Here is a 26,717-nt window from a genome sequence, read left to right as displayed (position 1 = left end):
ACCAATATGGTTGAATTTGATCGTATAGAGCTTACCTAGTAAGACATTTTTTGACAAAAATATCAATAAATCAATATGATGTAAAGAAGAAAGAAGCTCTTAAAAATAGCGAAAATAATAAATGACAATGAATTTTTGAGGATAATTTCTAGACAAGTTGTTTTCTAAATAATAAACAAGTTAGCCTCTAAATAACTCGCTTTCAAAATAGCAAAAAAAGTGAGCAAAGCTAGGATAAACGATGAGTGAGTTCAGAGAGCAAGGAATGTCTTGCGACAAGACCAGATGGTTTGTTCCTTTTGTTTGCCTGTTAGCTGGAGGTGCGCTAATAGGAGTGTCTACTAATCTGGCAAAATATGCAGGCGAAATAGACTTAACCCCGCTGGCTTTTCTTTTTTGGTCGATTACAGGGGCGTCTATTATCCTGTTAGTTATCGCGCTCTTACGAAATGAGCTGCCCCCTCTAAATAAACGCAGCTTTGAATACTATTTAGTAGCGGCACTGGTAAGCGTTGCAGGCTCCAATTTAATATTCTTCTCAGCTATTCCTCAAGTCGGTGCAGGATTCGTTGCACTGATTATCGCTTTGCCACCGCTTCTCACTTATCTTGGCGCCCTAGCACTACGAATGGAGCGCTTCAATGCACTTCGCGCCTTTGGTGTAGCAGCCGCACTGGCAGGTGCGGGAGTATTAGCGGCGCGCAAGTTCTCTGCACCAGATGCCAGCGTATTTTGGGTGTTACTGGCGCTGTGCGGGCCTGTTTTACTAGCGATTGGCAATCTATACCGTACCTTACGTTGGCCGGATAATGCCTCTCCCAGTGCGCTGGCGCCAGGGATGTTGATCGCAGCTGCAGTGTTACTTGGTATCGTTAGCATATTACCAAACTTCTCACTCGCTATTCCGCCAAAAGCATTTGGGCCGCTTGCGTTGATCACTGCACAAGCATTCATTTTCGCAGGCCAATTCTTATTGCTTTTCTTGCTACAGAAAACTGGCGGTCCAGTTTTACTAAGTTTGTTGGGAGCAGTAGGAGCGGTTGTTGGAGTTCCTGTCGCTATTTTTTTGCAGGGTGAGACTCCTCCAGAGGGACTGTTTTTGGGTGCATCGCTGATTGCGCTCGGGGTCGTACTTGTTACATGGGGCGGGGTGAAAATGGCGACGCTACCGACAGAAGATATTTAAATATGGTTATAGTCAAATTCTATGATAATTTCAATTAAACATTCAAAATCATGGACTGATATCATTTAGGAAGCTATCATTCAAAAAGGTATTGTTTAGAAAGGCGTTATTCGAAGAAGCATCAACGACTTGACGATACTAAATTAGAAGAAAAGCAGGAAGTACACAACAAGGATAATTAGACTTAAGGGATATATATGTCTGCAACCAAAGAAGAAATTGTCGCCTTTATGGCATTAGAGTTTCCACAAACCAAGTGCGTTGTCGAAGCAGTAGATGAGAATGGTGCGACCTTAGCACACGATATTGGTGTAAACGAGCTGCGTCCTGGTGGCACAGTCTCTGGCCCTGTATTAATGAGCATCGCTGATGTAGCTATCTACGTGGCGATACTAGGTAAAATAGGTATTGTTCCATTAACTGTGACGACGAGTCTTACCATTAATTTTTTGCGCAAACCATCAGCACAAGCACGTATTATTGCTGATTGTACCTTAATGAAAGTAGGGCGCACGCTGATAGTAGGCGAGGTCTCCCTTTACTCAGAAGGCTCTAGCGATATGGTAGCTCATGTAGTTGGCACATATTCCGTACCGCCCAAACTTGTTTAAAATTCACACTGTTCCAGAAAGTGCTGACTACTGAAACTGAATTTTTTATTATGTGGTTGGCTTTAGATAAGGTCAGAGTACCAGCAACAATCGCAACCTTTCTTTAGCTTTCATAAATCTACTTAACACTGGAATCGTTTATCATTTTCGTTGTCGATAAAGCAATCCTTTATCACGATGCTCTTTTCATGATAGCTGTTTAGCTTGATATTAGATAAAGCATCTTCAATCACAATTCATAGTTGATATGAATTCAGACGGAAATAATAATGAAAAATATAATGGTAAACTCAATTCTAGCGGCTTCTGCTTGCTTGGCAATGGTTAGCCAAGCAAATGCGGCACCCAATTTTAATAAACATCATACCGCTCAAGTACAGCACCAAAAAGTTATCGTAAAAAAGGTAGACGCTAAACATAAACACGTAAAAAACAAGGTGACAGTCTCACGTCATAAGTCTAATAGAATAGCGGCTGCACAGAGCGCGAAAAGTAAACATAAAGATATTCATGAACACCGTTCTTGATAGTCATGTTTAATCGTATAAAAATAGCGCCCATATTAGGCGCTATTTTTTGTTTCATTGCTATGTAATAAAGGTCATGTGATAAACATAATAATTACTGACTGATAAAGGTTACGGTCTTAGTACTGCCATTACTCCTCGGCTGACTTAGTATCACCTTGCTCGCTAAGAGATCGCCTTTGGCATTGATTTTATAACATTCTGATGAAGTTCCTGAAGGATCAGAGCTGAGTAATAGATTGCCTGATGTTTCTATACAGAACCATGCTGTGTTATTAGTATCTCGTGCAAGAGACCAGTCTTGGTTATACGTCCCTATCTTGTTACGCATGCTGCTATCAGCATAGACATTTTCAGTAATCAGCTTACTAGAATCACCTACCATAGCCATTTTAGGGATGGTGGTCGTTTGGTTCGATAGTGAGTATTTACCCGTGCTATCCGTGAAGCCATAGAAAACCAATGGGTTCAGGGTAAAGTAATTAATAGCGACCGATTGCTCAGTGATTTGATTATTCACCTTATTGATCGTATTTATTTCTGTACCTTGTACGGATTTATTATTGAATCGCATGCTGCCTTTGGGCGTGACCTGAATGTCTGCTGATAGGCTTTGACTACCGACAGCGGCAACTAATTTATCACTACGTTGTTTGGTATAGATGTTGAGCATGGCAGCCTCAACAGGGTATTGAGTCACTATATTGTTTTGGTTAGTATTACCTGTCGTCCCACCATTCATACCACCAGCACAAGCGCTTAAGCCCAGCCCTGCTGCAATACACAATCCTAGTGTTTTCATGGTTTAACCCCTCAGTTTGTTTAGATAATTGCTATAAATGTCTACTATAATCGAATTTTTGAGCAATGTCTCTAACAACGAATAGTTCTATATTTAAATCAATGGTAATGAAAAAATAATGGGGCAGTTGCTCAATTAAAAGTAATTTGATACTCAATCGGCATTTACTGAAGGCACCTAATAGCAATGCATCGACTATGTGATACTGCATGAGCTCTGCCATATTGCCGAGCATAATGACAGTGAGCGCTTTTGGTGTTTATTAACGCAAGTAATGCCGAATTGGGAAGAGGTAAAAGCTAGACTTGATAGTATGGCGGAGCTGTATTTGAATGAGTGAGCGTATAAAAACTATAATCATAGATAGGGTAAGCATGACATAGTTGTTTTTCTTGCAGGAAGTTTTTTTAAAAGATGTGACACAATGAGGCTGTAAGCCTTATGCATAAGATCTTTGAAAGTATTAACGAAGGGGTAGAACAAGATAGTAGAAATGAGATTTTGATTAAACAGAATAAGATTGGCGGTGAAGGAGGGATTCGAACCCTCGATACGCTATGAACGTATACACACTTTCCAGGCGTGCGGTTTCAGCCACTCACCCACTTCACCGTTTTTTGAACGACCTTGATTTTTGAACGACTAAGTATAGCGGATACGAATTAAAATGTCACGGCTTGAGCCTTATCTTTCTTTATTTGTGGACCCCTGCTAGGATAGCGTATACGTAATAGTAAGCATAGACGGTTGAAAGTTGAATGATAAGTTTTGTTAGACCTATATATAGTTTTAAAAATAGCATAATGATGACGATAATTACTGTCATGGTAAGCATATCGCCAGCGCATGCAGACGATCTTACCCAATGTAGCCAGTCTTTTTATGGTGGTATCTATCCTGAATTTGTCAATGATAAGCTAAGTGCAAAGACCCAACCCCTCTGTATGGACGGTTTTGCTGTCATGTATTCAGGCGTATCGCGTACACCATTATGGTCAGCAGAACATTTGACCCGTCAGCGCTTACAGCAAGCCAAAGAAATCGACCGTGAAGACAGCTTTCACGAAGAGAGCCGAGTACCAAGGTCAGCGCGTGCCTCATTGTCTGATTATTCAGGCTCCGGCTATGACCGTGGGCATTTAGCGCCTAATGCGGACATGGCGACACGTAGCCAGCAATATGACAGTTTTAGTTTAGCCAATATTGCCCCACAGTCTCCACGTAATAATCGCTATATTTGGCGTAATATAGAGTCTGCTACTCGCTATTTAACTCAGCAATATGGTGAGGTTTATACCATCACGGGTGTCGCATTTACCGATAAAAAAACCAAACAGCTTGCTGGGCGGGTGCTAGTACCTAGTCATTTTTTTAAGGCAGTTTATGTTCCAGCGACCAATCAAGCAGGTGTTTACTATGCCCCTAATGACGAGTCAGAGCGTATAGAGGTCATCAGTATTGATGAGTTAACGGCCAAAACTGGTATCGATGTCCTACCAGTACTTGACCTACAAACCAAAGCGCAAGCATTAGAGCTACCATTGAAGGCTGGAGAAAACATGGATAGATCATATGACGCGCCAATTGAAGAACCTGCTTGGATGTTATTTGTATGGGCGATTCTTGAATGGTTAGTGGCACAGTTGCAAGCTTAGATCAATACCAGCCTAAATAATGTCTATTAATTGTCTATTAATATTGCCCAATACTACTTGAGTATGGAGAGTAAAATGATTGAGCCATTTGCAAATAACCACCAAAGTATGCAGATTGGTGAGCTGATTATAGAAAATCAAGAAGACAAAATTATCATCTATGGTGACGTTGACTTATATCTCAATGATTCAGGTCATGAGCAAGCAAAGCAGTTACATGAACTGACGACCAAGATATTACAAGCTTTTGAAAACTCTACCGAAAACAGTAAAAAAACGCTGACGTCAAAAGAAAAAAATGACCGACAAGATGAAAATATAGACAATCCTTTTCTGTAACTATTTGATATAGTTTTAATTTTATAGAAACAATAATCTATAAAAAATTACTAGGCAAAGTTCGGATTTTGTCTATAATGAGTGCAGAAGATGTTATTTAGGTTGATTGCGTAGTTTAAATTATTAGTAGTTTAAGTTACTAATAGAATTTACCAGCAAACAACTGATAGCATAGGATAAGCACGAAAACATAATGTTTTTGAGTAATCATCGTACGAATGGAGTCGATCTATGAAACTATTTACAAAATCTATTTTAGCAGTTGCTGGTATCAGTATGGCCACTATGGCATTTGCCGCTGATCCATTAGCCAATACTACTTGGCAAACTTTTGATGACGGCAAGCCTAAAGGTGTAGTCAAAATCACAGAGTCAAATGGCGTATTGACGGGTAAGCTAATTAGCACTGTATCTGAAAAGGGTAAAAAGCACGTTGGTATGACCATCATCTCTGATTTAAAAGCTGATGGTGGTGGTAAGTACAGTGGTGGTACTATCACTGATCCTGAGAAAAACAAGACTTATCGTATGACTGCGAATTTAAGCGGTGATACTCTTAATCTAAAAGGTTACTTAGGACCATTTTCACGCAGTCAAACGTGGAAAAAGAAATAAGCATTTATTCTCATCTATCTAATTGATAATGACAGATATCTGCTCAGTTAATATTTTAAATCAAAACAATAAAACCCGCATGACCAATTGGTGATGCGGGTTTTTATTATTTTTATAGCTAATCATATTTTTAGATATCGGTATTATTTAGTAAACTCAGGATAAGCTTCCATACCACATTCTGCAATATCAGCGCCTTCGTACTCATCTTCTTCAGAGATACGTAGACCGATGACCACTTTGATAATTGCCCATACTACTGAGCTGGCAATAAATACCCAAACGAAAATAGTCGCAGCGCCTGCAATTTGTCCGACTAAGCTAGCAGCAGGATTGGTAATAGGGACGATTAGTAGACCGAACAGGCCGACGACCCCATGGACAGAGATAGCACCGACAGGATCATCAATTTTTATCTTATCTAAAGCCAGAATAGATAACACTACAATGGCGCCTGCGATTAGACCAAAAAGAGTCGCTTGCAATGCAGATGGAGTGGAGGGTTCTGCAGTAATCGCTACCAAACCTGCTAATGCACCATTTAAGAGCATGGTTAAATCAGCTTTACCAAAAATAAGGCGTGCTAACAACAAGGCACCGATTGCACCACCCGCAGCTGCTGCATTGGTATTTAAAAATACCATGGCCACTGCGTTAGCGCTGGCTATATCACCTAGCTTGAGTACTGAGCCACCATTAAAGCCAAACCAGCCCATCCACAATATAAGGGTGCCCAGCGCTGCTAATGGTAGGTTAGCACCAGGAATCGCCCGTATCTCACCATTAGATCCGTACTTACCTTTACGTGCTCCTAAAAACAATACACCAGCTAGTGCTGCCGATGCTCCTGCCATATGTACAATACCGGAGCCTGCAAAATCAGAAAAGCCCATGTCATTTAAGTTGAATAGTCCAAGGACATCTTTGCCGCCCCACGTCCAACTGCCTTCTAATGGGTAGATAAAACCAGTCATCACTACCGTAAACATCAAAAAAGCCCAAAGTTTCATACGCTCAGCAACAGCACCTGAGACAATCGACATACAGGTAGCTACAAAAACGACTTGGAAGAAAAAGTCGGATGCTGCAGAGTAAACAGAATCACCAGAAAAGCCATTTTCGGCAGAGGTTGCTAAGGCATCTTCTACTAAAGTCTCACCGCCTGCAATACCACTTAAAAATAAATCACCACCATACATGATGGCATAGCCACATATCATGTACATAGTGCAAGCGGTGGCAAATAGCGCGATATTTTTGGTTAAGATTTCGACGGTATTTTTGGATCGAACCAGTCCGGCCTCTAACATCGTGAAACCGGCGGCCATCCACATGACCAGTGCCCCACACACTAAAAAATAAAACGTGTCGAGTGCGTATTGCAGCTCAAAAATCTGACTTTGCATCTTAATTCCCCCTTGAATTGTGAATGCGGTAGATCGGCTTGTTTCTAGATGTACTTTACGGTGCAGTTATCCTCTTTAAGACTATATTTATTAAAAATATACTTGCACCAATAATGTGCAAGACTGCTTATCCGTTGTTTAACTACAGGCTTTAAATAGCATCTGGCCCCGTTTCACCAGTACGAATACGGATAACCTGCTCAAGTGCCGTGACAAATATCTTGCCATCGCCGATTTTACCGGTGCTGGCAATACGAGTAATAGCTTCGATAGCGGGTTCAACCATCTCATCGATAACCGCTACTTCAACTTTTACTTTTGGTAAAAAGTCCACCACGTATTCTGCACCGCGATATAACTCAGTATGTCCTTTTTGGCGACCAAACCCTTTAACTTCAGTGACTGTGACGCCTTTAACGCCAATATCAGATAGTGCTTCACGCACGTCATCAAGTTTGAATGGTTTTAAAATCGCAGTGATTAACTTCATAAGAAATTTCCTTATATGAGTGATGTCGCAGGCCGTTGCATAATTTTTAGTGCATCATACCTTCGCCATGCCTATGGTAAGTCGTTCAAGAATTGTGCCAAGCGCACTCAAGGGGGAGGAACGCTTAGACTTATTCAATACCAGAACGATAGCCACTATAACAGGCAAAAGCTTTATATTGTCATAGTATTTGGTGCAATAAAAACGAAATAGTCCGCATAAATACAAAGTAAATTTAGGACGAATATAGCAGAAGTGCCTGTAACGTTAGGTGCAACGAGAACTTTATTATAACCAACTTTGGTGCTTTGCGGGGAGGCTATCCTGTGATGATTTGCGAAAATATTACAAAGAACAAGGAGCAAATATTAAAATAGAATGAACATAGAAATATCTATCATAAGGATATAGATAGTTAAGCAATTTAAGATTAATCAACTGATAAGTTAAGAGAGACAGAAGTAGAGTAAGTTTCGCAACTATAGTGACAGCTAATCAGTCGCTAGATTAAGCCGCAAGGCAAGGCGATACGTGCGCTAAGAGCAGCGGACATATCGTCTATATTTATGGAGATTCAGGAATGATAGAGTTAACTATTAAGAGGTTTAGGCTTTTGGAAAGAGTAAATAAGGAGTTTTGGTAGTGCCCAATAGCTTCTTGGTTTCGCTACCTTTGAGTAGCTCACGTAGTCGTGATTGCCCAAAGGCACCAGACATCAGTAAGCCGATATTGTGCTCACTTTGATAGTAGTTCAAAGCGGAGCAAACATCGCGACTGTCTAATAAGGATTTTTTACAGTTAATACCTGCTTGTTTGAGGCGCGCATAAGCTTCGCGCAGCGCATCGCAGTTTTCAGAAGTGTCTTTACCAACCATCACAATATGAATGGTTAATGATCGAACAAGGGGTGTTTTACATAACCAATTAAGCATTTTATGTGAAGTGGCACGATTATCAAAAGCAAATAACGCGGTAGTAGGGGGCAAAAATGGTGCATGAGTCACCAAAATAGGGCAGTGGCTTAAGCGTATTAGCTGGCTTAAAGTTGATTTACAGGTAACGTGATGACCGATAACTATCAATTGCGACTTTTCATCAACATAGTCGATACTCTCGCCTAGGGTTTCATGTCGATGCAAAGTATATATTTTTCGCTTGTGTAAATTCTGATCACAATAAGCCGTTGCTTGATGCAGTAAGAGTTTACCTTGGGCCTTAAGCTCTGAGTTACTCAAGTGCTCGTGGCTGGTGAATTGATCAAGCAAATGATTTTCGTCGTCAATATTTAGGCAGCCTGAATAATTGACGGCTGCCTTTTGTTGTACGCTTGGCACTGCATGTAACAAGCCTACGGGCGCTTGCAGGCGCGAAGAAGCCCACATACTAGCATCTAGCACCGCTTGTACATGATCAGGACAGTCTAGACAAGCAATAACACTATCTGGTTTTAAGTTACTCATAAGGGCAATCACATCATCTCAAGGAGAAAGGACAGTCAAGCGAAACAGAGCGACACAGCAGCTAAAATAAATAGCTGCTGATCAGTAGACTCTGATAAAAAGTTAGAAATTTGTGCCTGTCTGTCTAATCCAATAGGCCGATATCGCGGCGATCGTGAATAGAGAAACGATCGATCAGGGTACGACTGGCATTATTTAAACCAACTACTTTGACATCAATACCTTCACGTTGCAAGCGCATGACCAGCTTGTCCAAAGTATCGACTGCACTGATATCCCAAAAATGGGCTTGGCTCACATCAATCTCAATATTGTCCAAAGCTTCTTTGGTATCGAAGCTTTGCAAGAACTGTGTCGTTGAGGCAAAGAACACCTGTCCTTGGACATAATAATAGCGGGTATTGCTGCTATCATCATAATCACTAAATATGGTTAAGAACTGACCAATTTTATTAGCAAAGGCTAAGGCTGATAGTAGTACGCCAACCCCAACACCATAAGCTAAGTTATGGGTAAATACAGTGGTCAAAACAGTCGCTAGCATCACAATGTTAAATGACATTGGATGGGTTTTGAATTCACGAATAGATTGCCAGTTAAAAGTACCGATTGAGACCATAATCATAACAGCGACTAAAGCGGCCATTGGGATTTGACTGACCCAATCGCTTAGGAAAACCACCATAATTAACAAGATAACACCAGCCATCAACGTCGATAAGCGCGTACGACCACCGGATTTTACGTTAATCATTGACTGACCAATCATCGCACAACCAGCCATACCGCCAAAGAAACCTGAAACGACGTTGGCAATACCTTGACCACGACACTCACGGTTTTTATTACTTGGGGTATCAGTCAGCTCATCGACAATCGTCGCTGTCATCATTGATTCAAGCAGACCCACGATAGCTAGGGCGATAGAGTAAGGAGCAATAATAAACAAAGTCTCTAGATTAAGGGGAATATCAGGTAGCAAAAATACTGGAAGCGAGTCGGGAAGGTCGCCCATACTGCCAACGTTACGAATATCTAAATTCATATATAGGGCAACTGCCGTCAGTCCAACGATACAGATGAGTGGCGAAGGAATGATGCGCCCAATTTTGGGAATAAGCGGAAATAGATAAATAATCGCCAAACCTGCTGCCGTCATAATATAAACGGTCAAGCCAACACGTTCAGTCGCCGGATTAAGCTCTGGTATCTGAGCGGCAAATATCAAAATTGCAAGCGCATTGACAAAGCCAATCACCACTGAGCGAGAGACGAAGCGCATAAGGTTACCAAGCTTTAGGATACCCATTACGATTTGAATACCACCGCATAGTAGCGTTGCTGCAAGTAAATACTGCAAACCATGATCAGCGACGAGGTCAACCATGACGAGAGCCATTGCTCCTGTCGCAGCGGAAATCATTCCCGGACGACCACCAACGAAGCTAATCACTACCGCAATACAAAACGAGGCGTATAAGCCAACCTTTGGATCGACGCCCGCGATAATAGAAAAAGCAATGGCTTCTGGAATCAGCGCCAATGCGACGACGATACCGGATAACACATCGCCACGTACATTAGAAAACCATTCGTCACGTAAGCTATCAAAAAAAGATGTCATAAGTAAACTGCATAGAGTTAGAGGCAAAAAAAGCAATCATTACCTAGTAGTCATACTACCTGTCAACCATAACGGTCTATTGATAATACCAGCCACTAAGAAAGCTACCGCGTCGCCCAACAGACTAATGCTGCTAAGCGGTCTTGCACTTGCACTATTTTAAAAGTTATTAATGCTTAATAAAGAGTATGGCCACTGAGTCGTTTGCAGTATTGCCAATAGTAAAATATGATTAAAACCTAAGATAATGCACAAATGGCTATGATGATGTATCACAGCAGATAGATTGTCAGGTAAGATGGCAAAACAGCTATAATAAAAGCGTTTGCCACAACATAATGACAGTATGAGTAGCTATTGAGGACAAAGTGACAATAGCGTAATAAAGGTCACAACTTGCTTAATCGGAATACAAAATTAAATTACCAGTTAAGACCTCAGCAACTTAATATAAAAACATCCGCATAATACCACAAAGTGATAAAAAAGCAGTACCGAAACATGAACGATACCGTTATGATGCTCACCATCATTGTAATTAGAAATTTTATATCGTGCACTTGCCCGATGCAGTGTCAATAACCATCGTTTTTGATAGCCAAGTAAATAGCCTCATAAAAGGAAAATATATGACGACCTTCGCTGCAACAGACAACTTAATCCATAAAGGCGGTGGCCTACAAGTGGTAGTCGGATTGGGACAGTCAGGGCTATCGGCAGCACGTTATCTGACTGAACAAGGTTACCGCGTGGCAGTAACAGATGGACAGTCCGCACCAGTGTTAGCAGATAAATTACCTGCTGCTGTTGAAATTCGTCAGTTTGGCGCTATTGATGCTGAGCTATTGCAGAAAGCGGCACGTATTATTATTAGCCCTGGTATATCTCTTGAAACTGAGGCTGTCGCAGCAGCACGACAGGCTAATATTCCGGTTGTAAGCGACATTCAGCTGTTTTGTGAAGCATGCGATGTACCAATCATCGCCATTACTGGCTCTAATGCCAAAAGTACGGTGACCACCTTGGTTGGTGAAATGGCCGCTGATGCAGGTATCAATGTTGGTGTCGGCGGTAATATTGGCGTGCCAGCATTAGATCTTTTATCTAATAGCGACATGACCTTGGCAGTCCTTGAATTATCCAGCTTTCAATTAGAAACCGTGACCAATTTGGGTGCTCAAGTAGCGACAGTCCTTAATATGTCGCCTGATCATTTGGATCGTCATGGCGACATGCTTGGTTATCATCAGGCCAAGCATCGTATTTTTCAAGGTGCCAAATCGGTAGTTATTAACCGTGAAGATGCGTTGACTCGTCCACTAGTAGCAGATAATTTGCCACGTTTAAGCATTGGTATTCATGCTCCTGACAAAGGTCAGTATGGCCTGATTACTGATCCTGATGGACAGATTCATCTGGCACACGGTACAGAGCGATTATTATCAGCAGAAAAACTTATTATTAAAGGTCGCCATAATTTGCTTAATGCTCAAGCAGCTCTAGCACTCGGTGAGCTTGCAGGAATACCTATTGATAGCATGCTTGCTACCTTACAACGCTTTACAGGACTTGATCACCGCTGCCAATATGTCGCAACTGCTGCAGGAATTGATTATTTTAATGATTCCAAAGGAACCAATATTGGCTCGACCATCGCTGCTATTGAAGGGCTAGGCGCGGTATATGCACCCAAAGATGGTAAGCTACTATTAATCTTAGGTGGCCAAGGTAAAGGTCAGCAATTTGGCGAGTTGACACCTTTTATTAACCAGTACGTCAGTCAAGTTCTGTTTATCGGTGAGGATAGCCAGCAGATTGAGCAGCATCTGCGCGCTGCCAAGCTAAGTGATGATGTGGTGCTACATCAGTGTCAAACCCTCGAAGGTGCATTTGCAAGTATTCAGCAAGTCACCGCGAGTAGTTTGTCGCAAGTACAAGCAGTACTATTGTCGCCAGCATGTGCTAGCTTCGATCAGTTTAGCGGTTATGCGGCGCGCGGTGATTATTTCAGCCAGTTGGTAGCACAATTGGTTACAAATACCGATGCTGCTGATACGACTGTCTAATCCGAGTATTTAGATGATAAATGATTGTTTTGCTTATGAATTACTGCTACTGTCAATCACAGTTAACCAGTTCTAGTTTAATGGGGTCATTTTTCTCTAATGAGACCCAGTTATCATTTATTAATTGCTATTATAAATGACTGTATAGCGACAAGTTATAACAGCTACTAGCTATAACAGTCATTCGGCGTATTTTTTATTTAGTTTAAACGGTGGCGTCGAATAGACGTCGTGTTTTTTTTGTTTGTTAGCGTATTTAAATATTATGGCACTCTCTTTCCTTTCTCGTTCTTCTCAAAAATCTGAATCGGCTTCTGGTTCAGATGGTGTTTTATCTTTGCCCTCAGCGCGCGCTATTTTGATATCTAGCGTCGGTTGTATGATGGTGCTCAGCTTGCTCATGGTGGCTTCGGCTTCTATTCCTTTCGCGCTGAGTCGTGGGATGACCGAGCTGTATTTCTTTGAGCATCAGCTGCTATACATGGGTATTGGATTAATTGCTGCTGCGATACCATACTACTTTGTGCCATTAAGGACGCTGTATCAGACCGAAACGCAGTTTATCTTGCTGGGTGTGACTGGTGCACTGCTAATAGCAACGTTATTTGGTGCGCCTATCAACGGCTCAAAACGTTGGTTAAATTTAGGCGTTATCAACTTTCAGGTTGCAGAATTAGCAAAGCTGGTAGTGATTGTCTTCGTTGCTGACTTTGTAGTACGGCGCTCGTTTGAGGTACGCAATGGCTGGGATGGATTTTTACGTATTTCCTTAGTCATTGGCCTACTGACTTTCCTGCTATTGCTACAGCCTGATTTTGGTTCGTTGGTTGTCATTGTAGGGACAGTATTTGCGATATTTTATATCGCTGGTGCGCCCTATAAGCAGTTTGTGGCACTAGGAGCAGTAGTTGGTGTGCTTGGTGTGCTGGCAGTTACTATGGTGCAGTATCGACTCACAAGGGTTTTATCGTTTTTAGACCCATTTGACGACATTCAAGATACCGATTATCAGCTGGCACGTAGCTTGATTGCTTTTGGTCGCGGGCAGTTCACAGGCGTTGGCTATGGTGAAAGCGTGCAAAAGCTATCACATCTACCTGAAGCACATACAGACTTTTTATTGGCTATTACGGGTGAAGAGCTCGGCTTTGTTGGCGTAACTATGATTCTATTATTAGAAGCGCTTATCATCGGTAGTGCTATGCGTATCAGCTACAATGCTCTAAAACGTCGCCAAATGCGTATGAGTTATACAGCTTTTGGTATTGGGATTATCTTTATTGCGCAGACGATTATTAATGCTGCTATGAATATGGGTGCGATGCCGACCAAAGGTTTGACGATGCCATTCTTTAGTTATGGTGGCTCATCAATGCTAATTAGTTTGGTGATGGTCGCGTTACTACTCAAAATCTACAAAGAAAGCCCTGAGATAGAAAAAAGCCAATGTCGTTATTTCTAACAAAAACTCGTTAATTTTAAAAGTAAGGATAGCGTGTTTCGTTTAGCGATAGCCATAAGAATTAAGGTAATAAAAGCGTCGTTATTAAGCGGCGCTTTTTGCTTTTTAAGGGTTAGGGATATAGGAATTGGGGATATTTAGAGAGGTTTTACCTTGTAAGGGCGTATTGTCCCATTGAGCCACTGCTTGCTCTAACATGCGTGCTGGGGTGTCCATGTCGACTAGAGGCTGTTGCAATAGCTGTAAAGCATGAGCGATTAGCTTACTTGGATCGCGGGTATCAATCGGTTGGGCAAGATTTTGTTTGGAGAGCTTTTGGCCATTAGGATTACATATTAGTGGCAGGTGATACCACTGTTCAATAGCAGGTAAGCGAGCGGCTTGCATGATACTGATTTGCGCTGTGGTCATAGGTAAAATATCTAGACCACGCATAATATGAGTCACGCCTTGCAAACCATCATCAAGGCTTGCTGCCAAAATATAATTGATCATGCCATCTTGCCGACGAACGACCATATCACCTAAGGTTTGCTGCGGATTATCCCATTGCAGTCCTTGAATACCATCTCTAAAACCAATCGAATAGTCTGGCAGCTGTATGCGCAGTTTATGTTGATCTTTATTAAGGCTTGCATCTACACAGCAGCGTGGATAGCGTTGTCTATTAAGCAGTTTCTGGTTTGCATTTTGCAAGTTTGAAGTTTCTACAATAGCTTTGCGCTCCCAATACTGCTCTAGACTCTTGCGTGAGCATTGACAACCATAAGTTAGGGGCAAAAGTGTTGAAGATAGATAATCATTATAAATATCAATGCGTTCAGACTGGTAGACAACATCACCGTCCCAATGCAAGCTTAAGGCTTCTAAATCTATTAGTATTTGCTCACTAAATTGCTGGTCACAGCGCTCAGTATCGGTATCTTCAATACGTAAAAGCCAATCACCGTTTAAAGATTTAATATGGCAATAACTTGCCAGCGCCGTAGTCAAAGAGCCAAGATGCAGCTCACCAGTAGGCGATGGTGCAAAGCGTCCGATAGGGCGTGATGGTGGCTGAGAAGGTATCAGCATTTGGGTCTCAGTAGTATGAATAAATGTCAAAATGGGCAGCTATTGAAATAAAGGAATGAGAGTAGAGTAGAGTAAGAGAGATGAAGATAAAAAGATATTTATTAAACTGATGTATTTTGTTAACCAATGGCTAACAAGCTTAAATTTATTGACCAAAATGCAATGAGCGACCAATTACTTGGTCGCTCATTATTTTAAATATCAGATAATCAATTAGTGGCATTTACTGTACTAATATGAAAGTGTCAGTTTAATGTTTAGGTATGACCTTGGTTTTGACGCTCTTTCATCTCAGATAAAGTTTTGCAGTCGATACACTGAGTCGCGGTTGGACGTGCTTCTAGACGACGCAATCCAATCTCTACACCACAAGTCTCACAAAAACCATAATCATCGTTCTCGATTTCTGCCATAGATTTGTCAATTTTGCGAATCAATTTACGTTCACGGTCACGCGTGCGTAGTGCTAATGCAAACTCTTCTTCCTGAGTCGCGCGATCATTGATATCTGGCATGGCACTAGACTCATCTTGAATATAAGTCTTTGTACGATCAGCTTCGCCAATCAGTTGATGTTTCCAGTCCAATAAAATGGCTTTAAAGTGCTCTAACTGCGCATCAGACATATACTCTTCGTCTTTAGCAGGTACATAAGGGGTGAATTTAATATCACTTGGGTTCTTAGTCAGGGTGCTCATATGGGTATCCTACTTTTTCAAATTAATTCAATAAAACGACGTTTTAAAAGATAAAACTTAGATAGGTGTCAACAGATGCTATCACTTATCCTTTATAGAACGTTTTACCACATGGTAACGCAAGTATCACAGCTGATCTAATGGTACGGTGGTCTCAACATAATAATGGGTATAAAACCTTATTTATGAACGAGTACGCATCCTGTCATTGCTATTATCAACATTATCATCTAGGTATAAATAATAATGTTCATGAGTACATGGCCGATTGCGAAAACTTGGCTGGTGGTCGTCTTAGCTATCCTAGCCATTATAATCTGCCTAACGTGAGATGCTAGGCGCTCCTATTTCCATCTTATTTTGTAATGTCTGTCTGGGTTGGCTCCATTTAACTTAATTAGGTCCCGCTAATACTCGCAGTATCATCTATTCTAGTATTATTGCCTAGTGTTATTTAACAAAAGCCTTGAACATTACTGTAATAAACAAGCGCTTTAAGTAACTAGAATACTTATGATAATACTAACTTTTGAATAGCGATACTATTTGAGTCAATTTGAGCCAATAAAACTGGCCGTCAAGTATCCAACCTTTTAACCCAGCTTGCAACCTGCCCATTGTTGGCTAATTGCAACCAACGGTAACCAGGTAATGCACTTTTATCATAAGCGAAGTCATCTTCGTAAGGCTTAAACTGATAGCAGGTTGATGGGGTAGTATAGACGGTAACACCGTTATGATAGCGCACTTGATCTTGGTGAGTATGACCACTAATGATAACGCGCAGATGTGGAAATGCTGCCATCCGCTGCCAACAAGCAGATACATTGTCCGCGATGTGGGCATCTATCCATTCTGAATGCATAAGCATCACATGGTGATGTAATGCAATAAGTGCTGGCTTGTCACAAGCGCTTAGCTGCGCGCATAGCCAATCAATATCAGCATTAGTAACCTCACCTGCAACCTTGCCAGGAATCGCAGAATTTAGCAGTAGGATTTGCCAATAATCAGTACTGATAATATGGCGGCTAAGCAAACGCGCATCTGCAGGCTGAGGAACTAATTGACGCTGAAAATATGGTAACTCACCCCCAAGCTCATCGGTTACATCATGATTGCCAGCGATACAGGCAAAGGGAATATTGGTAGCGTGTAACACTTCAAAGATATGATCGTAAATATCAGGTTTGACTTCATTGACCAAATCACCTGTCACTAAAATTAAATCGCAGCGAATATCCTCACTCAACGCTTGTTTTAAGACAGCTTCGAAACTACGTGTGCAGCAACATTTAGATGTTAAATTTTTGTCGATTACACCTTTCACTGTGGATAAATGCATATCCGTAATCTGTAATACATTTATTTGACCATCTGAGCTGCTGATTTTACGAGCAGGATAGCTTGGCATAAGGTCATTCCCTTATTAAATCAAGACAATTAAAGACTAAGAAAAATTGCCGTAGAAGCTGATGCTAAAGCGAATTTATAGCACAAATGTTATAAAATCTCTAGCTTTAAATGCCAAATAAAGTTGATGGTTTTTTTTCAAGTCCTGTCAAGAAATTTCAGTATTTAACCCAGCTTAGCAGTTGATATGGGAAATTTTCAATGAGGCTGAGTCCAAATTTTGGATACGATCAGTGCACCAAAAAACAAAATAGCCAATACTAATACAATAGCAAGTCCAGTCTGTATATCAAGCCAAATACTACCCCAAACTCCTAGCGTCACGCCTACTTGTGCTACGATCAGCGCAAAGATTACCATCTGTCTAGGCGCCGCCGACCATAAACGTGCCGTTAATGCGGGCAACACCAATAAACCACTTATTAATAAACTACCCACCGCCTGCAACGCAATCGCACAGAAACCTGCTAATACACCCATAAAAAATAGGCGCTGCCGTGTCGGATTAATTCCTTGAATTCGGGCAAGCGCTTCATGGGTGGCTAGTTTTATTTGAGCAGGCCAGATGTATATTAGAAAACCCAATCCTACCAGCACACTGCCAGCGAGTAGTGGTAAGTCAGCCCAATCAAGCTCAAGTAGATTACCGAACAAAAATCCTAATACATTCGCTTGTTGATCAGTAAGCTGGGTCAAGGTCAATAGCCCTAAGCACAACAGCGATACAGCTACCACTGCCAATACCGCATCAGTAGGTAGACGTTCATCGTCAATCAATACCAGTCCTAATACTACCACGACACTGACCAAGGCAACACCAATACCCATTGGCAGCTGCCACCAAACGGCAAGTGCAACTCCCAATAGTGTCCCATGAGCCAAGGCGTCGGCAAAAAACGCCATGCGTCGCCATAATACCAAGCAGCCAAGCGGTGCTGATAGTAGACCTAAAATACTGCCGGCAATCCAAGCAGGGGCGATGATGGCTAACCAGGCGGTCATAACTGATATCCGTTAATTTTTTTCATAAGAAAGGAGTCGTAAAAACTATTTTTAGTTTTGGCACGTTTAGTTTGGTCTATTGTAAATCATTCATTACGTGATGCTCACAAGCATGCGGCTTATGCACATAGGGCTGCTCATAATGATGACCAAACAACTTTTGAAATTCAGCAGTGATGGCAAGCTCGCTAGGTTGGCCTTCGCAGCAAATATGCTTGTTTAAACAAATCACCCGTCGGCTGCCTTTCATAACCCAATGTAGATCATGAGACACTACCAGCATCGCGCAACGTAAAAAATCTGGTAACTCATCAATAAACTGATATAGCCAAATCTCAGTGTCGGGATCTAGCCCTTGCATTGGTTCATCTAAAATCAACAGATTAGGCTTATCTAATAAGGCTCGTGCCAATAGTACGCGTTGGGTTTCACCGCCAGAGAGATGGAGCATTTGCCGTGATAATAAATGGTTTAAAGACAAGTTATCGAAAATGAACTGGCGTTGCTCAGGCGTTAAACGCTTTTTATCTGCTTGTCCCAATAAGTCTTGCACTCGTAATGGCAAGATAGGAGGTACAGAAAAGCGTTGCGGAACGTAACCCAGTTGTAGCGGCTGATGATCGGTAATCTTGCCTTTAGTAGGTGTAATTAGCCCTAAAATAAGTTTAACCAACGTTGACTTGCCTGCACCATTTGGACCGATTAGGCTAACAGTTTCATTGACAGCAATATCGATATTAATATTTTGGACCAATCGCTGCTGTCCAATATGATAACTAATATCATTCAAGGTAAGTAATGGTAGGCCTTTATCAGCACTAGATGCAGATAGAGTGTCAGTACGTATATGAAGGGGTTTCTTATTAGACGATTGTACTAAAAGGCTCATAGGGTGACAGCCGATAAATTAATTAAAAAACGGAGTGGAAATCTAAAAATTGTATAAATGCTTCATTGGCAAGCTTGGCAGCGTCCGCTAATTTCAATGACACTACGGGTAATAATAAACCCAGCGTCTTGCTCCGCAAAGCTCATCATCTCTTGCACCGGCAAGCTGCTACATTCTTGCACACGCTGGCACTGCTCACAGATTAAAAATGCTGCGGTATGTTGCGCACGTGGATGACAACAAGGGACATAGGCATTGATTGAAGTCAGTTGATGAATCAATCCTTCACTTAACAAAAACTCTAAACTTCGATAAACGGTTGGCGGGGCTACGTTTTTTTGCGCTTCCTCTTTATCACCCGCCGCGGTCGCTATAGTACGCATTTGCTGCAGCTTCGTGATTAAATCATAAGCACCTACTGGTTTATTAGTTTGCAATACCAGCGCATATATTTGCTGACGAAGCGGAGTAAAGCGTACGCCACGTAGTCGGCATTGTTCTTTAGCTGCTTCTAAACGCTCAGTGACATCACGCGGCGTAAAATACTGAACATCATGCAAATGGTTGTCGTGCACATGATTATCGACGGATAAGGTAGAAGACATAGCATAGACTCCAAAAAACAATGATATAGCGTCCGACAGTATAAGCTAAAACATTCAAAAGGTTATTAATGACAAATATATTAGCCATTTTTATTGTTATAGTATAACATAATAAAATAGCGGCAGAAGATTATAATCTCCACACTGCTAATCTATTCATCTAAGTTCTATTTTCTAAATTATACTCATAGGACAAATGTCACATGCATCCTAATCACCAAAATCTCGTGAATATGGTCAAAAGAAGTAAGCATTTTCACAATAAGCTCAGTTGCTTATCTTTCGATGGAATACGGCGATTATTACGTCAGCCCAAACGGATGTTAACTGTATCTTTATTGTTCTTGAGCTCATTTATAATGACTGCACAAGCAGCAACGGTTAGTGTAAGCAACTATCCATTATTTTTATTAAGTAATGCAGTGACTGAGGGCGCGCCGTCTGCGCAGAGATTATTACAAGCAGGAGAGGTTGGACATCATGGTAGCATTAGCCCTGGGGATATTAAGGCAATTCAAGATAGTAAGTTTGTCGTATGGTTTGGCGAGCCCCTAGAAAACAATCTAGCATCCAGTTTGAATACTGCTCCTAATGCCATCTCTTTATTTGCTTTTGATGCTTTTAATCGCCATCCGTTGCGTGATGTCGAGGGCAAACCTATCGCTGGTACGTTGGATCCACATATTTGGCTAGATCCAGAAAATGCTAAGGCAATTACCCGTGCGCTTGCCGTCATTCACAGTCATGCGAATCCACAACACAAAAATCTATATCAAGCCAACGCAAAGAAATTTGCTCAACATATCGATAGGGCAGTAGCTTTGACAAAGTCAAATAGTCAAAAAACATATCCTTATTGGGCTTATCATGATGCTTATCAATATATTGAAAAAGCTTTGCAGTTAGAGCTTATTGGTAGCTTAAGTACGGATGATCATCTAGCGCCCAAAGCCAGTCAGCTACGTTGGCTTAATGAGCACCGTCCTGCTAAACGGATGTGTATGGTTAGTCCTAGCCGTCCTGCTAAAGGTTTGCTGGCCAAGCTTCAGCCAGTGGATACTACCGTACAAGCTGAAGATATGAGTGGTAGTAAAGACTTCGTCAGCGGCTGGACTAATATGGCTCAGCAGATACGAGATTGCATATCTTAGCAATTGATAGCACTCGGAGATTTCTGAAGGTTATAAAGGGTTTAGTTGGAATATTAAGTAATGGTTACTGGACTTATAGCTAATTAATTGGCAAATTAGCAGCTAAAGGCTTGATATTTGCTATATATAGCTTGCTAAATAATTAGTTGCTCCTTATAATAAGTGGCGTTTTATTTTGGTTAAAAGGTTACAGCTGTATAGTGAACCGTTCATAGGTAAGCATGCCATTTATATGCTGTTATGATCCAAATGCTGCGGTTATTATTCCAACGCTATAGGTAAGCTAATGACCAAACCTGCCAAACGCACGCAAAGAGATAAAATCGCTATCTACCTTAGGCGTCAGGCATGGATACTATTTATCCTAATCATTGTCGCTTGGATTTTAGATACTAGCTGGCTACAAAGTCAGCTTGTCGTAGCGAAGAGTACAGCCATTGGTGCACTATTAAGCTTTGCTACTCAAGCTGTATTTGCTTTTTTTATCTTTTGGCACACGGGATATCGCGCGCGCCGACATATTGTCAGCCAGCTATATCGAGGTCAGGCAGCCAAATGGCTACTGACAGTGTTTGGTTTCGCACTAATTTTTATTACCGTACAACCCCTATCTGCGCCTGCGCTATTTATCGGTTTTATGGTAATGCAAATTAGTCACAGTTGGATGTTGTGGCACATACGCTAACGACAAGAAGAACAGTTGCTCAAAACAATTATCAAGCTCCTGTACTTGTTTAATATGATAGCAATGCTAACTATACAAGCATAACGTTATTAATAGCACGAAAAGTGTCATCCTGCCGTCTAACTTCTCTACGACTAAGTCGAAAATTAATAAACAATTTGTTTTTAGAATACTGTGAAATTACTATAAAGATAGTTGCTCAACATATTAAGAGTAAAGGTAAAGGTCGCAATATCAATTGCGTGAGGTGACTGTTAACTGATGTTTAAGCAGATATTTAGTTACCAAGCACAATAATCTAGCGAAAATAATGTTTTACAATTTAATTATAGGCGCAAACCTATATTGTTAAACGCTACTAGCTGCTACCTTAGTTACACAGTAGACAAAAAACACATAATTGCCTTTACACGAATACTACGCTGCATTAAGATAGGCAGCTAATTATTTTGCTTAAACGTGCTGTATTAAGCACATATCTTGCGAACAAGATAACGGCAAACACTAATATTATAACTTTAAGTATGTTTAAGTGCAGATGCTAAGGGCTAGTAATGAATCATCACAAGCCCTTTTTTGATAACTAAATTTTATTAAAGTCTGTCAAAAATCAGTATGTGCACGAGAAGTATGGGTTGGATGTTGTTGATTACATGAGAATATGAACGCAATTTATTTGCAGATGAGATGAATTTATAGTGGGCTATTGGCCGATTTAAAGGATTCAGTTAAATCTAAGCAAATATTGTTATTAGTATACTTATCAGATAACAACCGTATTCTTTGGTAGTTGATTAAATCGTTGATTAATAAGAAGCTTACATTATGGCAGCCGAGCAACAAACATCATCAGAATATATCTCTCACCACTTAACGAACTGGACGTACGGCTATCTGCCGGGCGAAGGTTGGAAAGTCGCCTATACTGCTGAAGAAGCAGGTCTGATGGGCTTTAAGGCTATCCATCTTGATTCTATGCTATGGTCAATTGGTCTGGGTATTTTATTTTGTGCCATCTTTTGGATGGTTGCCAAAAAAGTTACTTCAGGCGTGCCAAGCAAAACTCAGGCAGCGGTTGAGTTAATCGTTGAGTTTGTTGATAACAACGTCCGCGATTCGTACAGTGGTACTTCAAAATTGATCGCACCTTTGGCATTGACCATTTTTGTGTGGATCTTCTTGATGAACTTGATGGATTTATTGCCTATTGACTTTATTCCAAGTCTTGCTGGGCAGATTGGCGCCGCTATGGGCCATGATCCACATCATGTGTTCTTTAAGATTGTTCCAACAACCGATCCTAACATCACGCTTGGCATGTCGTTCTCTGTCTTTGTGTTGATTATCTTTTATAGTATTAAAGAAAAAGGTTTGGGCGGCTTTATCGGTGAGTTAACACTACATCCGTTTAGTACCAAAAACCCTATCTTACAAATTATTTTAATCCCCATCAACTTTATCTTAGAAGCTGTTACCTTGATTGCAAAACCTGTTTCACTAGGTCTGCGTCTATTTGGTAACATGTATGCTGGGGAGTTGATTTTCATACTGATTGCTCTTATGCCGTTTTGGATTCAATGGGCGTTATCGGTACCGTGGGCTATCTTCCACATTTTGATTATTACACTTCAAGCGTTCGTATTTATGATGCTGACGATAGTTTACATGTCGCTTGCATCATCAACTGAACATTAATTAGACATTCAATAGGTAAATGAGGATACATCAATGGATCCAGTATTAGGTGGTTACACAGTTATCGCAGTAGCGTTACTTATCGGTCTTGGCGCACTTGGCACAGGTATTGGTTTTGCTATTTTAGGCGGCAAGTTCTTAGAAGGTGTTGCGCGTCAGCCAGAGCTTGGCTCACAATTGCAAACTCGTATGTTCATCGTAGCAGGTCTACTTGATGCTATTCCGATGATCGGTGTTGGTATTGCTATGCTATTGTTGTTCGCAAACCCTCTAGCAGGTTAATCAGAAAGCTCAGTTGTAAATGTTTGGTATTCGGAGTTTTTCTATCAAATATAGTCAAAATTTGACTGCCAAACATGATCAATGAAACTGATTTTTCATTAACAAAGAGGTGATCACGTGAATATCAATTCTACCCTCATCGGTCAAGCCATTGCTTTTGCAATATTTGTGATTTTTTGCATGAAATTCGTGTGGCCACCACTTATCGGTGCCATTAATGAGCGTCAGCGTAAAATTGCTGAAGGCTTGAATGCCGCAGAAAAAGCAAAAGCAGATTTGGCTACCGCGGAGCAAGATGTACAGCAGGAGCTTGATCTTGCAAAGACTAAAGCTGCGGCTTTGATCGAGCAAGCAAATAAAAGCGCCAATCAGCTCGTCGAAGATGCTAAATCGCAAGCCCAAATGGAAGGCGAGCGCATTCGTCAACAAGCGCAAGCGTCTATCGACCAAGAAATCAATCAAGCGCGCGAATCATTGCGTGCCCAAGTTGCTGAACTGGCTGTACTTGGTGCAGAGAAGATTTTGCAAGAAAAAGTCGATGTGCAAAAACATGCCAGTATGTTAGACCAACTGGCGGCGAAGCTGTAATTGTGAGGATATAATGGCTGACTTATCAACCTTAGCACGACCGTACGCTAAAGCCGCGTTTGACTATGCCAATGAACACGGAGTGGTCAATGAATGGGAAGACTTCTTATTCATTGCCAGTACGATTGTCAATGACAAATCGTTCCAACCGTTGCTAGACAATCCAGCCGTTTCTGCTGAGCATAAGTCAGCTGCTTTGGTCGATCTTTATGATACACAAGTAGCTAGCGCTAGTGATTCTGCTTTTAAGCAGTTGTTAGGTGAGACCCAAGGGCATCGCCATGACAGTAACGCCAGCTATCCAAAAGTATCAATAGCGCTTAGCAACTTCGTTAATCAGTTATCAGAACAAGAGCGTCTGGCACTGCTTCCTGAAGTTTATGAGCATTATCGCCGTCACAAGGCTTTAAGCTTAAAGCAGCTTGACGCATATGTGACTTCTGCCTATCCATTGACCGACGCACAGCGTGAGCTGTTGGAAACACGTCTTGCTGCCTCGCTAAATGCTAGTGTAGTAATTCATGAAGCGGTTGATCCTAGTCTTTTGGCAGGCGCTACGATCAAAATTGGTGATAAAATCATCGATGATTCTATGCGTGGCAAGTTACAACAGTTAAAAACACAGCTAACTGCCTAATGCCATTCGTCGACGCAGTTGAATAAAAACTGCGTGATATAAGAGCATTTAAGTCAGTGGGCGGGTTATCATAAATTAAAGGAAACAAGGCAATGCAACAATTGAATCCAGCGGAAATCAGTAACCTGATTAAGCAGCGTATTCAAGACCTTGATGCGGGTGCAACTGCAAAGAATGAAGGCACGATTGTCAAAGTATCTGACGGTATCGTGCAGATTCATGGTCTTGAAGATGCCATGTACGGCGAAATGATTGAGTTTGAAGGCGAAATCTACGGAATGGCTCTTAACTTAGAGCGTGATTCTGTTGGCGCGGTAGTACTTGGTGATTACCTAAAGCTGCAAGAAGGTCAAAAAGCCTATTGTACTGGTCGTATTCTTGAAGTACCGGTAGGTCCTGAGCTGCTAGGCCGTGTTGTTGACGCCTTGGGTAATCCTATTGATGGTAAAGGTCCTATCGATGCTAAGATGACTGACAAAGTCGAAAAAATCGCTCCAGGTGTTATCGACCGTCAATCAGTAGATCAACCAGTAATGACTGGTTATAAAGCTGTTGATACCATGATCCCAATCGGTCGTGGTCAGCGTGAGCTTATCATTGGTGATCGTCAGACGGGTAAAACCGCGATGGCTATCGATGCAATCATTGCACAGAAATCATCTGGTATTAAGTGTGTATACGTGGCCATCGGTCAGAAGCGTTCTACGATCGCTAACGTTGTACGTAAGCTTGAGCAAACTGGCGCACTTGAATACACTACGGTAGTAGTTGCTTCAGCTTCAGAGCCAGCAGCACTACAGTATATCGCACCGTACTCAGGTTGTACGATGGGCGAGTACTTCCGTGACCGCGGTGAAGACGCACTAATTGTATTTGATGATTTATCAAAACAAGCCGTCGCTTATCGTCAGATTTCACTATTGTTACGTCGTCCGCCAGGTCGTGAAGCTTATCCAGGGGACGTATTCTATTTACATTCACGTCTACTTGAGCGTGCATCACGTGTAAATGCGGCTTATGTAGAGAAATTCACTAACGGTGAAGTAGTTGGTAAAACTGGTTCGTTAACCGCATTACCGATTATTGAAACTCAAGCTGGTGACGTATCTGCATTCGTACCAACCAACGTAATTTCAATTACTGATGGTCAGATTTTCTTAGAATCTAGCTTATTTAACTCAGGTATTCGTCCAGCAGTAAACGCTGGTATTTCGGTATCTCGTGTTGGTGGTGCTGCTCAGACTAAGATTATTAAAAAGCTATCTGGTGGTATTCGTACTGCACTAGCTCAGTATCGTGAACTGGCAGCATTTGCTCAGTTTGCATCAGATCTTGATGATGCGACTCGCGAACAGCTTGATCATGGTGAGCGTGTTACTGAACTTATGAAGCAAAAACAGTATCAGCCAATGTCTGTTGCTGAACAAGCAGCTGTTATCTATGCTTCAAACGAAGGATTCTTAGCAGATGTACCAGTTGAAAAAATTGGTTCTTTTGAAGAAGCTTACTTACGTTATATGCATGATGAGCAAAGTGAATTGATGCGTGAGATTGATGACACTGCGAACTACAATGATGACATCGCAGGTCGTTTAAAGTCAGCTTTAGAGACCTTTAAACAAAATCACAGTTATTAATTTAACGGGTTAAGCCGAATTGGTTATAGCTGTAGTTTATAGCTTGATAAAGTGGCGCGTTGTCTGAATAGATATTTGCGCCACTGTTCTAACCATTGACGGTATTAGATCGCGCAAT

27 protein-coding genes and 1 tRNA gene are annotated in these 26,717 nt (G+C 41.4%); 16 read left to right on the top strand and 12 right to left on the bottom strand.

Annotation, left to right across the window (positions count from 1 at the left end; all coding sequences use genetic code 11):
- The first annotated feature begins 241 nt into the window (after positions 1–241).
- The 3 genes from AK825_RS13345 to AK825_RS13335 all read left to right on the top strand — a co-directional run bounded on the left by AK825_RS13345 (position 242) and on the right by AK825_RS13335 (position 2,324).
- Positions 242–1,186, top strand: coding sequence for a DMT family transporter (locus AK825_RS13345; protein ID WP_068038434.1), 945 nt, complete (start codon positions 242–244; stop codon positions 1,184–1,186).
- A gap of 197 nt (positions 1,187–1,383) precedes the next feature.
- A complete protein-coding gene (locus tag AK825_RS13340; RefSeq protein ID WP_068038431.1) occupies positions 1,384–1,797 on the top strand; it encodes a PaaI family thioesterase in 414 nt (137 codons plus the stop codon).
- Positions 1,798–2,066: 269 nt separating this feature from the next.
- Positions 2,067–2,324, top strand: a complete 258-nt coding sequence (locus AK825_RS13335; RefSeq protein WP_068038428.1) for a hypothetical protein — start codon at positions 2,067–2,069, stop codon at positions 2,322–2,324.
- Positions 2,325–2,418: 94 nt separating this feature from the next.
- On the opposite strand, the gene AK825_RS13330 is transcribed toward AK825_RS13335, so the two are convergent.
- Complete coding sequence (locus AK825_RS13330; RefSeq protein WP_068038425.1) at positions 2,419–3,126, bottom strand: hypothetical protein; 708 nt, start codon at positions 3,124–3,126, stop codon at positions 2,419–2,421.
- 199 nt (positions 3,127–3,325) lie between these two features.
- On the opposite strand from AK825_RS13330, the gene AK825_RS15000 reads away from it, so the two are divergent.
- Entirely contained in the window at positions 3,326–3,466 is a 141-nt protein-coding gene (locus tag AK825_RS15000) for a M48 family metallopeptidase (RefSeq protein ID WP_264753634.1), read from the top strand.
- Positions 3,467–3,647: 181 nt separating this feature from the next.
- On the opposite strand, the gene AK825_RS13320 is transcribed toward AK825_RS15000, so the two are convergent.
- Positions 3,648–3,738 (bottom strand) — tRNA-Ser (locus tag AK825_RS13320).
- Between the two features lie 212 nt (positions 3,739–3,950).
- On the opposite strand from AK825_RS13320, the gene AK825_RS13315 reads away from it, so the two are divergent.
- From AK825_RS13315 to AK825_RS13305, 3 genes are all read left to right on the top strand, one after another.
- Positions 3,951–4,781: a DNA/RNA non-specific endonuclease gene (locus AK825_RS13315; protein ID WP_227514080.1), complete on the top strand. Its 831-nt coding sequence runs from the start codon at positions 3,951–3,953 to the stop codon at positions 4,779–4,781.
- Positions 4,782–4,856: 75 nt separating this feature from the next.
- A complete protein-coding gene (locus AK825_RS13310; RefSeq protein WP_068038418.1) occupies positions 4,857–5,120 on the top strand; it encodes a hypothetical protein in 264 nt (87 codons plus the stop codon).
- A gap of 231 nt (positions 5,121–5,351) precedes the next feature.
- The gene (locus AK825_RS13305; RefSeq protein ID WP_068038415.1) at positions 5,352–5,735 is read left to right on the top strand and encodes a DUF2147 domain-containing protein; all 384 of its coding nucleotides are present in this window, start codon (positions 5,352–5,354) and stop codon (positions 5,733–5,735) included.
- A gap of 143 nt (positions 5,736–5,878) precedes the next feature.
- On the opposite strand, the gene AK825_RS13300 is transcribed toward AK825_RS13305, so the two are convergent.
- The 4 genes from AK825_RS13300 to AK825_RS13285 all read right to left on the bottom strand — a co-directional run bounded on the left by AK825_RS13300 (position 5,879) and on the right by AK825_RS13285 (position 10,715).
- Complete coding sequence (locus AK825_RS13300; protein ID WP_068038413.1) at positions 5,879–7,141, bottom strand: ammonium transporter; 1,263 nt, start codon at positions 7,139–7,141, stop codon at positions 5,879–5,881.
- 151 nt (positions 7,142–7,292) lie between these two features.
- The gene (locus AK825_RS13295; RefSeq protein ID WP_010197981.1) at positions 7,293–7,631 is read right to left on the bottom strand and encodes a P-II family nitrogen regulator; all 339 of its coding nucleotides are present in this window, start codon (positions 7,629–7,631) and stop codon (positions 7,293–7,295) included.
- A gap of 605 nt (positions 7,632–8,236) precedes the next feature.
- Complete coding sequence (locus AK825_RS13290) at positions 8,237–9,091, bottom strand: universal stress protein (protein ID WP_068038410.1); 855 nt, start codon at positions 9,089–9,091, stop codon at positions 8,237–8,239.
- Positions 9,092–9,215: 124 nt separating this feature from the next.
- Positions 9,216–10,715 (bottom strand): SulP family inorganic anion transporter, encoded by a 1,500-nt coding sequence (locus AK825_RS13285; protein ID WP_068038408.1) that lies wholly within the window; start codon positions 10,713–10,715, stop codon positions 9,216–9,218.
- A 629-nt stretch (positions 10,716–11,344) separates the two neighbouring features.
- Between AK825_RS13285 and murD the strand changes: the two genes are divergently transcribed.
- Both murD and ftsW read left to right on the top strand, forming a co-directional pair.
- Positions 11,345–12,781 carry a UDP-N-acetylmuramoyl-L-alanine--D-glutamate ligase gene (murD, locus tag AK825_RS13280; protein WP_068038405.1) on the top strand — a complete coding sequence of 479 codons (1,437 nt, stop codon included), beginning with the start codon at positions 11,345–11,347 and terminating at the stop codon, positions 12,779–12,781.
- 265 nt (positions 12,782–13,046) lie between these two features.
- Positions 13,047–14,243 (top strand): putative lipid II flippase FtsW, encoded by a 1,197-nt coding sequence (gene ftsW / locus AK825_RS13275; RefSeq protein ID WP_203226479.1) that lies wholly within the window; start codon positions 13,047–13,049, stop codon positions 14,241–14,243.
- A gap of 105 nt (positions 14,244–14,348) precedes the next feature.
- On the opposite strand, the gene gluQRS is transcribed toward ftsW, so the two are convergent.
- From gluQRS to AK825_RS13245, 6 genes are all read right to left on the bottom strand, one after another.
- Positions 14,349–15,317, bottom strand: coding sequence for a tRNA glutamyl-Q(34) synthetase GluQRS (gene gluQRS, locus AK825_RS13270; RefSeq protein WP_068038399.1), 969 nt, complete (start codon positions 15,315–15,317; stop codon positions 14,349–14,351).
- A gap of 257 nt (positions 15,318–15,574) precedes the next feature.
- A complete protein-coding gene (gene dksA, locus AK825_RS13265) occupies positions 15,575–16,015 on the bottom strand; it encodes an RNA polymerase-binding protein DksA (protein ID WP_068038396.1) in 441 nt (146 codons plus the stop codon).
- Positions 16,016–16,592: 577 nt separating this feature from the next.
- On the bottom strand, positions 16,593–17,429 hold the full coding sequence (locus AK825_RS13260) for a metallophosphoesterase (RefSeq protein WP_068038394.1): 837 nt from the start codon (positions 17,427–17,429) through the stop codon (positions 16,593–16,595).
- 197 nt (positions 17,430–17,626) lie between these two features.
- The gene (locus AK825_RS13255; protein ID WP_068038391.1) at positions 17,627–18,430 is read right to left on the bottom strand and encodes a metal ABC transporter permease; all 804 of its coding nucleotides are present in this window, start codon (positions 18,428–18,430) and stop codon (positions 17,627–17,629) included.
- A 76-nt stretch (positions 18,431–18,506) separates the two neighbouring features.
- On the bottom strand, positions 18,507–19,319 hold the full coding sequence (locus AK825_RS13250) for a metal ABC transporter ATP-binding protein (protein WP_082787258.1): 813 nt from the start codon (positions 19,317–19,319) through the stop codon (positions 18,507–18,509).
- 62 nt (positions 19,320–19,381) lie between these two features.
- Positions 19,382–19,924 (bottom strand): transcriptional repressor, encoded by a 543-nt coding sequence (locus tag AK825_RS13245; protein WP_068038388.1) that lies wholly within the window; start codon positions 19,922–19,924, stop codon positions 19,382–19,384.
- A gap of 359 nt (positions 19,925–20,283) precedes the next feature.
- Here AK825_RS13245 and AK825_RS13240 point away from each other — a divergent pair, with 359 nt between their 5' ends.
- The 7 genes from AK825_RS13240 (at position 20,284) to atpA (ending at position 26,599) form a co-directional block, all read left to right on the top strand.
- The gene (locus AK825_RS13240; RefSeq protein ID WP_227514079.1) at positions 20,284–21,075 is read left to right on the top strand and encodes a zinc ABC transporter substrate-binding protein; all 792 of its coding nucleotides are present in this window, start codon (positions 20,284–20,286) and stop codon (positions 21,073–21,075) included.
- Between the two features lie 286 nt (positions 21,076–21,361).
- Positions 21,362–21,760, top strand: a complete 399-nt coding sequence (locus tag AK825_RS13235; RefSeq protein WP_068038385.1) for an ATP synthase subunit I — start codon at positions 21,362–21,364, stop codon at positions 21,758–21,760.
- 825 nt (positions 21,761–22,585) lie between these two features.
- The gene (gene atpB / locus AK825_RS13230; RefSeq protein ID WP_068038382.1) at positions 22,586–23,455 is read left to right on the top strand and encodes a F0F1 ATP synthase subunit A; all 870 of its coding nucleotides are present in this window, start codon (positions 22,586–22,588) and stop codon (positions 23,453–23,455) included.
- 33 nt (positions 23,456–23,488) lie between these two features.
- Positions 23,489–23,737, top strand: coding sequence for a F0F1 ATP synthase subunit C (gene atpE, locus AK825_RS13225; protein WP_010197960.1), 249 nt, complete (start codon positions 23,489–23,491; stop codon positions 23,735–23,737).
- 117 nt (positions 23,738–23,854) lie between these two features.
- Complete coding sequence (locus AK825_RS13220; RefSeq protein WP_068038378.1) at positions 23,855–24,325, top strand: F0F1 ATP synthase subunit B; 471 nt, start codon at positions 23,855–23,857, stop codon at positions 24,323–24,325.
- 13 nt (positions 24,326–24,338) lie between these two features.
- Positions 24,339–24,962, top strand: a complete 624-nt coding sequence (locus AK825_RS13215; RefSeq protein WP_068038375.1) for a F0F1 ATP synthase subunit delta — start codon at positions 24,339–24,341, stop codon at positions 24,960–24,962.
- A gap of 92 nt (positions 24,963–25,054) precedes the next feature.
- On the top strand, positions 25,055–26,599 hold the full coding sequence (atpA, locus tag AK825_RS13210) for a F0F1 ATP synthase subunit alpha (protein ID WP_068038372.1): 1,545 nt from the start codon (positions 25,055–25,057) through the stop codon (positions 26,597–26,599).
- Positions 26,600–26,717: the final 118 nt, after the last annotated feature.

The sequence above is a fragment of the Psychrobacter sp. P11G5 genome, assembly GCF_001593305.1.
Lineage (GTDB): Bacteria > Pseudomonadota > Gammaproteobacteria > Pseudomonadales > Moraxellaceae > Psychrobacter.
This window is presented reverse-complemented; position numbering and strand designations above follow the sequence as displayed.